The organism is Leucobacter sp. PH1c (genome assembly GCF_000633415.1).
GTDB lineage: Bacteria > Actinomycetota > Actinomycetes > Actinomycetales > Microbacteriaceae > Leucobacter.
In genome coordinates this window covers 20604-32772 of the sequence record NZ_AYMV01000006.1, presented here as the reverse complement: position 1 = coordinate 32772, position 12169 = coordinate 20604, and the positions used below count along the sequence as shown (strand labels likewise).

Here is a 12169-nt window from a genome sequence, read left to right as displayed (position 1 = left end):
GCGCGACGGGCGCCGCGGGCGCGGGATCAGCGACCCCACCGGCGGCCCCGGCGGAAGCCCGATCCGCAGGCTCCTCTGCCGGGGCGAGCCCCGCCGAACGCTCGAAGTCGGCGACGATCCGCTCCGCCTCGGCGGTGCGGCCGCGGCCGGCGAGCCAGCGCGGCGACTCGGGCAGCCCCCAACGCACGGCGAAAGCGTAGACGGCGGGGATCGCGCCGAGCGCGAAGGCCCAGCGCCAGCCGTCCTCCGAGGCGGGCACCACGAAGTAGCCGATGATCGCCGCCGCGGTCCAGCCCACGGCCCAGAACGCCTCGAGGATGACGATGAGTCGGCCGCGGATGCGGGCGGGCGCGAACTCGCTCACGTACGTGGACGCGACGGGCAGCTCGGCGCCGAGGCCGAGGCCGACGAGGAAGCGCAGCACGAGGAGCGCCGCGATCCCGCCGACGAGCGCGCTCGCGCCCGTGGCGACGCCGTAGACGAGGAGGGTGAGGGCGAAGATCTGGCGGCGGCCGAAGCGGTCGGCGAGGAGCCCCCCGAGGCTCGCCCCGATCGCCATGCCGAGGAAGCCAATCGAGGCGATGAGCCCCGCCTCCCCCGTCGTGATGCCCCAGTGCTGGGTGAGCGCCGCGATGATGAAGGAGATGAGCCCGACGTCCATGGCGTCGAGCGCCCAGCCGAGCCCCGAGCCGCTGAGGAGGCGCGCGTGCTTCCGGGTGAAGGGGAGCGCGTCGAGGCGCTCCGACAGCGAGCGCTCGGCGCCGGCGGGCTGATCATTCATAGGATCATCGTAGAGGGCGCGAGCGGATCAGCACTCGACGACGCCCACGGACACGCTCACCGCGAGTCCGCCCATGGCGGTCTCCTTGTACTTCTCGCTCATGTCCCGGCCCGTCTCGCGCATGGTCGCGATCACCTCGTCGAGTGTGACGTGGTGCGAGCCGTCGCCCATGAGCGCCATCTTCGCCGCATTCACGGCCTTCGCCGCGGCGATCGCGTTGCGCTCGATGCAGGGGATCTGCACGAGCCCACCGATCGGGTCGCACGTGAGGCCCAGGTTGTGCTCCATCGCGATCTCCGCCGCGTTCTCCACCTGCTCCGGCGTGCCGCCGAGCACCTGCGCCAGCCCGGCAGCGGCCATCGACGACGCGGAGCCGACCTCTCCCTGGCAGCCCACCTCGGCGCCCGAGATGGAGGCCTGCTCCTTGTAGAGCACGCCGACCGCTCCCGCCGCGAGCAGGAAGTCCGCGATCGCCCGGCGCTTCCGCTCGGCATCCCAGTCGCTGCTGCCGGGGGCGTAGTGGGTCGCGTAGAAGAGCACGGCCGGGATGATCCCCGCAGCGCCGTTCGTCGGGGCCGTCACCACGCGCCCGCCCGAGGCGTTCTCCTCGTTCACGGCGAGCGCGACGAGGTTGATCCACTCCTGCCAGTACTGCGGCTCGCGATTCGGGTCCTGCTCGCTCAGCCTGCGGTGCCACTCGGGCGCCCGACGGCGCACGTTGAGCCCGCCGGGCAGCACGCCCGTGCGTTCGAGCGCGGAGTTCTTGCACGCCTCCATGACGTCCCAGATGTGGCACAGGCCGTCGCGCACCTCGTCCTCGCTGCGGTGCGCCTTCTCGTTCTCGAGCATGAGCTCCGCGAGCGAGAGTCCGGTCTCTGCCGAGTAGTGCAGCAGCTCGGCTGCGGTGGTGAACGGGAACGGCAGTTCGGCGAGCGAGGATTCGAGCTGATCCTGCACGCGGTCCTCAGCGCCCTCGCGCACGATGAAGCCGCCGCCCACGGAGAAGTACGTCTCCTCCAGCAGGGTCTCCCCCGCCGCGTCGACCGCTCCGAGTCGCATCCCGTTCGTGTGGGTGGGGAGCACCGTGAGCGGGCGGAGCACGATATCCGCCTCGCGGAACGGGATCGCGGCCGCGGCGGGATCCCCGTCCGCGGCGTCGTCGCCGAGCGGCGCGAGCTGCGCCCCCAGGCGCACCGTGCCGTCGGCGGCGATTCGGGCGAGCGCGCGGTCCACGTCCTCAGGCAGTACCGTCTCGGGATCGAAGCCCTCGAGGCCGAGCAGCACGGCCGTGAGGGTGCCGTGCCCGTGACCGGTCGCGGCGAGCGAGCCGAAGAGATCGACGCGGAGGCCGCGGGCGCGGGCGCGAAGCCCGGAGTCGCGCAGATGGCTCGCGAAGCGATGCGCGGCCCGCATGGGGCCGACGGTGTGCGAGCTCGACGGCCCGATGCCGACCGAGAACAGATCGAAAACGCTGATGGCCACGTTGCCTCCTGCGATGTGACGGGTGGTGCTGTCGCCGGGCGCGGGCAGGCACCCGGCGACAGCGGAGGGTTCGTCCGCTACGCGAGCGGAGAGAGATCGGGGTAGAGCGGGTGCTCGGCCGCGAGCACGTCGACTCGCGCGCGGAGCGCCGCGAGCACGGCCGGGTCGGCCCCGCCCTCGGCGGTTCCCGCGATGAGCGTCTCGGCGATGATGTCCGCGACTTCCGCGAACGCCGCCTCACCGAACCCGCGGGTGGCGAGCGCAGGCGTGCCGATGCGCAGCCCGCTCGTCACCATGGGCGGGCGGGGATCGAACGGCACGGCGTTCCGGTTGACGGTGATCTCCACCGCGGCGAGCAGATCTTCGGCGGCCTGGCCGTCGAGCTCCGAGCCGCGCAGGTCGACGAGCACGAGGTGCACGTCGGTGCCGCCCGTGAGGACGCTGATCCCTCGCTCCGTCACGTCCTCGCGGACGAGGCGCTCGGCCAGGATCCGCGCGCCCATGACGGTGCGCTGCTGGCGCTCGGCGAACTCGGACGTCGCGGCGACGCCGAAGGCGACCGCCTTGCCCGCGATCACGTGCTCGAGCGGTCCGCCCTGCTGACCCGGGAACACCGCGGAGTTGATCTTCTTCGCGATCTCGGGATCGTTCGAGAGAATGATGCCGCCGCGCGGGCCCGCGAGGGTCTTGTGCGTGGTCGAGGTGGTCACGTGCGCGTGCGGCACGGGGTTCGGGTGCAGCCCCGCCGCCACGAGGCCGGCGAAGTGCGCCATGTCCACCATGAGGTAGGCGCCCACCTCGTCGGCGATCTCCCGGAAGCGCTCGAAGTCGAGACGGCGCGAGTACGCGCTCCACCCGGCAACGATGAGCTTCGGCTGGGTCTCGCGCGCGAGCCGGGCCACCTCGTCCATGTCGACGCGCAGGGTCTCCTCGTCGACGCCGTACGCCGCGACCTCGTAGAGCCGGCCGGAGAAGTTGATCTTCATGCCGTGCGTGAGGTGCCCGCCGTGCGCGAGGTTCAGGCCGAGGATCGTGTCACCGGGACGGATCAGCGCGTGCATCACCGCGGCATTCGCCTGCGCGCCCGAGTGCGGCTGCACGTTCGCGAACTCGGCGCCGAACAGCGCCTTCACCCGCTCGATGGCGAGCGTCTCGATGACGTCGACCTCCTCGCAGCCGCCGTAGTAGCGGCGGCCGGGGTAACCCTCCGCATACTTGTTCGTCAGCACGGACCCCTGCGCCTGCATCACGGCGACGGCAGTGTGGTTCTCCGAGGCGATCATCTCGAGGCCGCGGCGCTGGCGCGCGAGCTCCGCGTCGATGCGCTCCGCGATCTCCGGGTCGAGCTCGGCGATGGGGGTGTTGAGCGACGCCGCGGGGACCGGCGTGAAGCGGCTCACAATTCCGCCCCGTTGTCGGCGGCGTACTGCTCGGCGGTGAGCAGCGGGCCGAACTCGGTGACGTTCACCTTGAACAGCCAGGCGGCGCCGTAGGGATCCGAGTTGACGAGGGCGGGGTCGTCGATGACGGCCTGGTTGACCTCGACGACCTCACCCGTGACGGGCGAGTAGATCTCGGAGACCGACTTCGTCGACTCGATCTCGCCGCAGGACTCCCCCGCGGTCACGGCCGTGCCGACGGCGGGGAGGTCGACGTAGACGACCTCGCCGAGCGCGTCGGCGGCGACCTCGCTGACGCCGATCGTCGCGGGCGACTCGTCCGTGATCCACTCGTGCTCGGCGGAGTACTGCAGACCGGTCTGAACCTTGCTCATGATGTGTCCTTTACCTGTTGGGGTGGTGCTGGGTGACGGGTGCGGCCGGCGCGGGTTACTGCGCGCGGCGGTAGAAGGGGGTCTCGACGACCTCGAAGGGCTCGGGCTTTCCGCGCAGATCGACGCTGAGCTGGGTGCCCGGCGCCGCATAGGCGGGGTCGATCGAGGCGAGCGCGATCGGGAAGCCGAGGGTGGGCGAGGGCTGGCCGCTCGTCACCTCGCCGATCTGCTGGTCGCCCGCGAGAACGGGATAGCCCGCGCGCCCGGCGCGCCGGCCGGCGCCGCGGAGGCCGACGAGGACGCGCTCGGGTGCCGCCTCGCGCCGGGCCTCGAGCGCCTCGCGCCCGACGAAGTGCTCGGTCTTCTTGAATGAGACGACCGGGCCGAGGCCCGCCTCGAAGGGGGTGACCTCGCGGCTCAGCTCGTTGCCGTAGAGCGGCATGCCCGCCTCCAGACGGAGCGAGTCGCGCGCCGCGAGGCCCGCGGGGATGAGGCCGTGCGGCTCCCCCGCGGTGAGCAGGGCGCGCCACAGCTCGGCGGCGCCCGCGTTCGGCACGTAGAGCTCGAAGCCATCCTCGCCGGTGTAGCCGGTGCGCGCGAGGAGGACTTCCTGGCCGGCGACCGTGACGGTCGCGGCCGAGTAGTACTTCATGTCGGTCACGATCGCGTGCTGCTCCGCGGGGACGAGCTCGTGCAGGATCGCCACGGAAGCGGGCCCCTGGACGGCGACGAGGCTCGTCTCGGCGGACTCGTCGGCGATCGTCACGTCGAAGCCCGCGGCGCGCTGGGCGAACTCGGCTGCGACGACGGGGGCGTTGCCCGCGTTCGGCACGACGAGGAACTCCTCGTCTCCGAGGCGGTATGTGATCAGGTCGTCGATGATCCCGCCATCGGCGTCGCAGATCAGCGAGTACTTCGCGCGGCCGACAGCGACGACGGCGAGGTTGCCGACGAGGGCGGTGTTCAGGAAGGCCGCGGCGTCCGGGCCGGAGACGCGGATCTCGCCCATGTGGGAGAGATCGAAGAGGCCGGCGGCCTCGCGGACGGCGCGGTGCTCGGCGAGCTCGGAGCCGTACTTCAGCGGCATGTCCCAGCCGCCGAAGTCGGTGAATGCGGCACCCAGCTCGGCGTGCTCGGGGTGCAGGGCGGTGTGTCGGGGCGTACTCGTCATCGGGGGCTCCTCGCTCAGTTCTCGAATGCTTCGGGGGCCGGGCAGGAGCAGACCAGGTTGCGGTCGCCGAAGGCGCCGTCGATCCGTCCCACCGGCGGGAAGTACTTGTCTCGGCGCAGCGCGGGCACGGCGTACGCGGCCTGCTCGCGGGAGTAGGCGCGATCCCAGTCGTCGCCTGCCACCACGCGGGCCGTGTGCGGCGCGTTGCGGAGCACGGAGTCGTCGAGCGCGACCGAACCGTCGATGATCTCCGCGATCTCCCCGCGGATCGTGATCATCGCCTCGATGAAGCGCTCGATCTCGTCGAGGTCCTCGGACTCCGTGGGCTCCACCATGAGCGTGCCCGCGACCGGGAACGCGAGGGTGGGCGCGTGGAAGCCGAAGTCGATGAGGCGCTTCGCCACGTCCTCGGCCGTCACGCCGGACTGGGCCGTGAGCTCGCGGAGGTCGAGGATACACTCGTGCGCGACCAGGCCGGCCTCGCCCGTGAAGAGCACCGGGAAGTGCTCGGTGAGGCGGGCCGCGATGTAGTTCGCGCTCAGCAGTGCCGTCTTCGTCGCGCGGGTGAGGCCGTCGGCGCCCATCATCGCGATGTACGCGTAGGAGATGGGGAGCACGCCAGCGGAGCCGAAGAGCGTCGCGACGACGGGCACGCCGTCGCTCACCGAGTAGGTGCCGGTCGGGTCGCTCGGCACGTACGGGAGGAGGTGCTCGGCGACGCCGATCGGGCCGACGCCGGGGCCACCGCCGCCGTGCGGGATGGCGAAGGTCTTGTGCAGGTTCAGGTGCGACACGTCGCCGCCGAACTTGCCGGGCTGCGCGAGCCCGACGAGCGCGTTCATGTTCGCGCCGTCGATGTAGACCTGGCCTCCCGCCTCGTGGACGAGCTCGCAGACCTCGCGCACGTCGGCGTCGTAGAGCCCGTAGGTCGAGGGGTACGTGATCATGATCGCCGCGAGTTCGTCGCGGTTCGCCGCGATCTTCGCCTTCATGTCGTCGAGGTCGATCGCGCCCGAGTCGGTGTTCTTGATCACGATCACGCGCATGCCCGCGAGCACGGCGGAGGCGGCGTTCGTGCCGTGCGCGGAGGCGGGGATGAGGCAGACTGTGCGCTGCTCGTCGCCGTTGGCGCGGTGGTACCCGCGGATCGCGAGCAGACCGGCGTACTCGCCCTGCGCACCCGAGTTGGGCTGGAGCGAGATGCCCGCGTAGCCCGTGATCTCGACGAGGCGGCGCTCGAGGTCGGCGATCAGCTCGCGCCAGCCGCGGCTCTGATCCTCGGGGACGTAGGGGTGGATCCCCGCGAACTCGGGCCAGGAGATCGACTCCATCTCGGCGGTGGAGTTCAGCTTCATGGTGCACGAGCCGAGCGGGATCATCGTGCGGTCGAGGGCGAGGTCGCGGTCCGCGAGGCGGCGGAGGTAGCGCAGCATCTGCGTTTCGGAGCGCATCGTCGAGAAGATCGGGTGCGTGAGGTAGTCGCTCGTGCGCACCAGCTCGGGCGCGATGCCGAGCTCGCCGGGCGCGACGGCCGCCGCGATCTCGGCACCGAAGGCCGCGACCACGGCGGCGACGTGCGCCGCGGTCGTCGTCTCCGAGGTGGAGATCCCGACCGTGTCGGCGTCGATCCGGCGGAGGTTGATGCCCGCCTCGCACGCGCGCGCGATGACGGCGTCGGCCTCGCCCTGCACCGTGGCGGCGACGGTGTCGAAGAACGAGTCCGCGGCGAGCGGGATCCCCGCGGCCGCGAGCGACGCGGCGATCGTGCGGGCGTGCGCGTGGGTGCGCTCGGCAATCGCGCGGAGGCCCGTGGGGCCGTGATAGACGGCGTACATCGACGCCGTGATCGCGAGGAGCGCCTGCGCCGTGCAGATGTTGCTCGTGGCCTTCTCGCGACGGATGTGCTGCTCGCGGGTCTGCAGGGTGAGACGGTAGGCGGGGTCCCCCGCCGAGTCCTTCGAGACGCCAACGAGCCGACCCGGGAGCGAGCGCTCAAGGCCCGCGCGGATGGCGAGGTACGCGGCGTGGGGACCGCCGAAGAAGAGCGGCACGCCGAAGCGCTGCGTGTTGCCGACCGCGACGTCGGCGCCCTGCTCACCGGGAGGGGTGATGAGGGTGAGCGAGAGGAGATCCGCGATGACGGTCGCCATCGCGCCACGCTCGTGCGCCGCCGCGATGAGGGCTGACTGATCGCGCACGGCCCCGTCGTTGCCGGGCTGCTGCAGGACGATGCCGAAGATGTCGCCCTCGGGGAGGCCGTCAGTCAGGTCGGCGACCTCGACGTCGAAGTCGAGCGCCTCGGCACGGCCCTGGATCACGGCGATCGTCTGGGGGAACACGTTCGCGTCGACGACGACGCGGGCGCTCGCGGGCGCCTTGCCCGCACGGCGCATGAGGAGCACGGCCTCGGCCGCTGAGGACGACTCGTCGAGCATCGACGCGTTGGCCACCGCGAGGCCCGTGAGGTCGGCCACCATGGTCTGGAAGTTGAGGAGCGCCTCGAGGCGGCCCTGCGAGATCTCCGGCTGGTAGGGCGTGTACGCCGTGTACCAGGCCGGGCTCTCGAGCACGTTGCGGCGGATCACTGGCGGGGTGTGCGTGTCCGAGAAGCCCTGGCCGATCATCTGGGTCTTCAGCACGTTCTTCGCGGCGAGCGCGCGGAGATCACCGAGGATCTCCTCCTCGCTGCGCGCCGGGGGCAGATCGAGCGAGCCGGGCATGCGGATGTCCGCCGGGACGGCCGTGTCGACGAGCGCGTCGACGCTGCCGTAGCCGAGGGTGTCGAGCATCGCCGAGATATCGGCGGGGGTGGTGACGCCGATGTGACGGTCGGCGAAGACGGTGGGTTGCGAACTGGTACTCAAGAGGATCTCCGTAGGTGGGTGTGCGAGTGCTCGCACCGGATGGATCCTCCCCGCTCTGTTACGGAACCTGAGAGATTCGGGCGATCCGATTGGAGATCGGGGCGCCCTTGCACCGTCGGTGAGCCGGAAGGACCGACTACTTTCCAGAGTTGCCGTGCTGCAGCGGTACGGGTGCCTGAGAGATTCCCGGGGAGGGTTTGCTCCTACGGCGCCGGGTTCGCGCGTGAGCGCCGCCCGGCTCTCCCGCTCCAGCTTGATGGCCGATATTCGTAACTGGTCTCACCATAGCAGCCCCCGCGCCGCCCGGGGAGCGTGTCGCGGATCTGGCGCGGGGCGAGTGGCTGGTGAGTGCCGGCTGAGCGCCGTGGCGCCCCGTGCGGGGGTGGCACCCTTGTGGAGTGCTCCCCGCACGGGACAGCTGCCCGCGGCGCGGTGGAGCGGCTTAGCGCTCCGGCTCGTCGACGCCGTCGAGGGCGAGCAGCTCTTCCTCGACCTCGCCGCCGTAGCCCTCGGCCTGCGGGTCGCCGTGCAGGCCCCCCGAGACCGCGTATTCCTCCTCGGGCGACAGGATCAGCCGGTGCCGCGTGTAGATGCCGAAGACGATGAGCCCGATCGCGTAGACGATCGCGATCGCCACGATTGCCGGCCGGAACGTCTCGTTGAGCAGGAAGCCGAGGAAGATGAGTGCGGAGATGACCGCGGCGGCGCCGGCGCCGAACCGTCCCCAGGGGCTCAGGTACGGCCGCTTCGCGTTCGGGAACTTCTTGCGCAGGATCAGGAAGGAGAGCATCTGCATGAAGTACGCGACGACCGCGCCCCACACCGCGATGTTCAGCACGACCGCGCCGCCCACGCCGCCATCGCCGCCCGTGAGGTCGACCACGACGAGCGCCACGAAACCGATCAGCGCACCCGCGATGAGCGCGACCCACGGGGTCTGACGCTTGCCGGTGAGCGAGAGGAACTTCGGGTAGTAGCCCGCGCGCGAGAGCGAGTAGAGGTTGCGGCCATAGGCGAACATGATGCCCTGGAGCGACGCCAGCAGGCCGAAGAGCGCGAAGAGCGCGAGCAGGCCCGCCACCCAGGCGAGGTCGTCGCCCAGGATCGCACGGAAGCCGTCGAGCAGCGGCTCGCCCGCCGTGCCCGTCGCTTCGGCGCCGAGCACGGCCGTGTTGAGGAAGAGTACGAGCAGGCCCGTGACGATCAGCGTGCCGCGAGCCCAGAGGCCGGCGCGCGGGATGTCGCGGACGGGGTTGTGCGATTCCTCCGCCGCGAGCGGCAGCTCCTCAATGCCGAGGAACAGCCACATCGCGAACGGCAGCGCGAACAGGATCGGGAGCACTCCGTGGGGCAGGAACGCGGTCTGGCCCGGATCCGGCTCGATGTTGAAGAGGCTGCCCCAGTCGGCCGAGCCGCTCAGGAGCGCCATCGCCCCGAAGAGGACCAGCACGCCGATCGAGATGAACGAGACGATCACCGCGAACTTCAGCGAGATGGAGGCGCCCGCCGTGTTCAGCCCGACGAAGGCGACGTAGAGGATGATCCACCACACCCACGTCGGCAGCGAGAAGCCCATGAGGCCCTCGGTGACGCCGTTCGCGTAGCCGGCGGAGAAGTAGACGATCACCGCGGTGGTCGCGACGTACTCGATCGACTCGGCGAGCCCCGTGACGAATCCGCCCCAGGGGCCCATGGCCGCCCGCCCGAAGGAGTACGCACCGCCGGTGTGCGGCATCGCCGCGGCCATCTCGCCGATGGAGAAGACCAGGCCGTAGTACATGACGACGAGGATCGCGAAGGCGATCATCATGCCGCCGAAGCCGGCCGCCTCGATGCCGAAGTTCCAGCCGGAGAAGTTGCCCGAGATCACCGCGCCAACCGCGAGGCCCCAGAGGCCCCAGATGCCGGCGGAGCGCTTCAGTTGTCGCTTCTCGAAGTATCCGGACTCGGCGGTCGTGTACGTGACCCCCGAGACCTTGAGCGTGTCTTTTGCCATTGTTGACCCTTTCACTTCATCGTGAACGGCGGTGGTGCGCGTGCACCCTGCCGCGTCGCATGGGATAGCAAGGACGATCATAACCACTATTGGTAGCTTTTAACGACCTTTAGTTGCGAAGCGTGCCCGACGGCCGGATCCGGAAGCCGAGACCGACGGCCGGACCCGGCGACGTCCGAGCCGGGCGCCGCCGGATCCCAGGCCGACCGGGCTACGCGGCGGCCGGCCGCTTATTCCAGGACGGGATCAGGATCGCGGCCGCGACCCCGGCAGTGCAGGCGAAGACCGAGAACACCACGTCGGCGGAGAGGAAGCCCGGGAGCAGCCCGCCGAGGATCGCGCCGACGGAGCCGCAGCCGTTGATGAAGCCCGCTGCGCCGGCGGCGTGCTGGCTCGTGCCGAAGTCGACCGCGGCGACCCCCGAGACCATCGCGTCGGCACTGTACGCGCAGAGCCCGACGACGCCGAGGAGCGCCGCGAGCAGCACGACCGACTGCGTGCGCGCCACCGGCTGCCACACGAGCAGCGCGACGAGCAGGAGCACCAGGGAGATCACCGTCGGCGGGACCCGCCGGGCGGCGAAGAACGTGTCGGACACCCACCCGGCGAGCACCGGGGCGATCACCCCGGCCACCCCGAACGCGATCGGCACCATGACGGCCGTGACCTCGGTGAGCCCCGGGATCGCGTCGAGCACGAGCACGGGACCCCAGAGCAGGACGGCGTAGCGGGCGGGCTTCAGCAGGAAGTACACGACGCCGAGGAGCAGCACCACGGGCTCGTGCCGCACGGCGGCGAAGAGGTCAGCCCAGCGGAAGCGCGGCCCGCTCCCCCGGGGCGCGGCGCCCGTGGCGCCGTCGACCGCGGGCAGCCCGGCCTCCTCGGGGCTGTTGCGCTGCAGCACCAGAAACACGATGAGCACGGCGGCCAGCACTGCGGCCCCGGTGAAGAACGCCCACCGCCAGGAGTCGAACAGCGAGTAGGCCACCCACCCCATCACGGGAACGGCGACGAGGCCGCCGAACGCGTATGAGGTCGCGAAGAGGCCCATCGCACTCCCCCGGGAGCGGAGCCCGAAGAAGGCGGCGATGTTCTTGCTGAGCGCGGCCCACCCGGTGGACTGCCCGAGCCCCTGCACCGCCATGAGCGGCACGAAGAACCACACGGCGGGCACGATCCCCATGCCGAGTGCGGCGACGACGGCGAGCACCATTCCGCCCGCAACCACCACCCGCGTGCCAACTCGCTCCGCGAGCGCGCCCCACACGAACTGGCCGATCGCGTACGCCGCGAGGTACACCGAGTCGAGAAGCCCGAGCGCTTCGCGCGGGATCAGCCCCTCCTCGAGCACGCCGACCTTCGCCGCGGAGAATGCGTTTCGCGGGAAGTAGTACGCCGCGTAGGCGAGCCAGGAGATGAGGAAGATGCGGGTCTGCAGCGCCCGCATCCGTTGTCCCGTCGTGCGGGAACCGGCCGTCGCGGCCGCAGGCGAAACCGCAGCCGCGGTCTCGGGGAAACGAGTGTTGGGGTCGTTCATGATCGATGCTCCTTTGCATCCGGTCACGGCCGCTGCGTGCGAGCGGCGCGCCCCCCCTCCCCACTGCACCCGCACGGGCGGCGCCCGCGCGGGAGTCTCAGTCAGCCTGGCGCGCGCTCCCCGAGCCCGAGCGCGGCTCGTTCCGCGGCGCTCGCCGGGCGCTCGGGCGGCAGCGTCCGCTCGCCCTGCAGGCGCAGGCGCAGGCGCGGGCGCTCGAGCTGCGCGCGGAGGGCGTGCCGCCAGTCCGGTGCGAGCATCGTCATCAGGACCGCCTTTGGTACATTTGGCTCGCCCAAATAGGGATCGAGCGAATCGCTCCCCCGGCCCACGCGGCGAGTATATACTCGCGCTCACCACCCCTGTCCACACGCGTGTGCGGGCGCAAGCCCGGATTCGGCACGCGGCATCGGATCCTCATTTTGGTCCTTAAATCTGGACCTTTCTGTGAATCCCTCGCATCGCCGAGCGGCGGCGCGAGGCCCACGGGCGGCCGAGCGCACCGAGAATCGGATCGGACTCCCCCGGCACCGCCGAGTGTGCTTTAATGGTCGAAAGATCTACCTT

General features: G+C 71.0%; 9 protein-coding genes and 1 riboswitch. All 9 genes read right to left on the bottom strand.

The annotated features are described in order from the left end of the window. A partial coding sequence (locus tag U874_RS0101765; RefSeq protein WP_025132831.1) for an MFS transporter occupies positions 1-781 on the bottom strand: 781 nt, incomplete at its 3' end. Between the two features lie 27 nt (positions 782-808). Then, the gene (locus U874_RS0101760) at positions 809-2263 is read right to left on the bottom strand and encodes an L-serine ammonia-lyase (RefSeq protein ID WP_025132830.1); all 1455 of its coding nucleotides are present in this window, start codon (positions 2261-2263) and stop codon (positions 809-811) included. 77 nt (positions 2264-2340) lie between these two features. Beyond that, positions 2341-3663: a serine hydroxymethyltransferase gene (gene glyA, locus U874_RS0101755; RefSeq protein ID WP_369802338.1), complete on the bottom strand. Its 1323-nt coding sequence runs from the start codon at positions 3661-3663 to the stop codon at positions 2341-2343. Beyond that, positions 3660-4037 (bottom strand): glycine cleavage system protein GcvH, encoded by a 378-nt coding sequence (gene gcvH / locus U874_RS0101750; RefSeq protein WP_025132828.1) that lies wholly within the window; start codon positions 4035-4037, stop codon positions 3660-3662. Before gcvH ends, glyA begins: the two co-directional genes overlap by 4 nt. A 55-nt stretch (positions 4038-4092) precedes the next feature. Next, positions 4093-5208, bottom strand: coding sequence for a glycine cleavage system aminomethyltransferase GcvT (gene gcvT, locus U874_RS0101745; protein WP_025132827.1), 1116 nt, complete (start codon positions 5206-5208; stop codon positions 4093-4095). A gap of 14 nt (positions 5209-5222) precedes the next feature. Beyond that, a complete protein-coding gene (gene gcvP, locus U874_RS0101740) occupies positions 5223-8072 on the bottom strand; it encodes an aminomethyl-transferring glycine dehydrogenase (RefSeq protein ID WP_025132826.1) in 2850 nt (949 codons plus the stop codon). Positions 8073-8117: 45 nt separating this feature from the next. Continuing rightward, positions 8118-8229, bottom strand: a riboswitch (glycine riboswitch). Positions 8230-8514: 285 nt separating this feature from the next. Then, on the bottom strand, positions 8515-10068 hold the full coding sequence (locus U874_RS0101735; RefSeq protein WP_025132825.1) for an amino acid permease: 1554 nt from the start codon (positions 10066-10068) through the stop codon (positions 8515-8517). A gap of 211 nt (positions 10069-10279) precedes the next feature. Further along, on the bottom strand, positions 10280-11605 hold the full coding sequence (locus tag U874_RS0101730) for an MFS transporter (RefSeq protein ID WP_025132824.1): 1326 nt from the start codon (positions 11603-11605) through the stop codon (positions 10280-10282). Positions 11606-11706: 101 nt separating this feature from the next. Next, positions 11707-11868, bottom strand: a complete 162-nt coding sequence (locus tag U874_RS15460) for a hypothetical protein (protein WP_157834195.1) — start codon at positions 11866-11868, stop codon at positions 11707-11709. Between the last annotated feature and the right edge of the window lie 301 nt (positions 11869-12169).